This window comes from Hydrogenovibrio sp. 3SP14C1, assembly GCF_029625905.1.
GTDB lineage: Bacteria > Pseudomonadota > Gammaproteobacteria > Thiomicrospirales > Thiomicrospiraceae > Hydrogenovibrio.
Genome location: NZ_JARTLM010000173.1, coordinates 1 through 262 on the forward strand (window position 1 = coordinate 1; position 262 = coordinate 262).

The following is a 262-nucleotide window of genomic DNA, read 5'->3' on the forward strand; positions in this document are numbered from 1 at the left end:
TGTCAACACCCATGGTACGTCGACACCTGTCGGTGATGTGAAAGAGCTGGGTGCAATTCAAGAAATCTTTGGCGGTCATAGCCCTGCGATTTCTGCAACGAAAGCAATGACGGGGCACGCGTTAGGCGCAGCAGGCGTTCATGAGGCGATTTATTCTACCTTGATGCTGCATCATAATTTTATCGCCCCTAGCATCAATATTGATAATCTTGATCCCGCTGCTGAGGGGTTAGATATTGTTACTCAACTACGTGAACAAGAG

General features: G+C 47.7%; 1 pseudogene. It reads left to right on the forward strand.

Annotated features, from left to right (window positions below):
- A pseudogene (locus P8629_RS12115) lies at positions 1-262 on the forward strand (beta-ketoacyl-ACP synthase I); the annotation flags it as partial.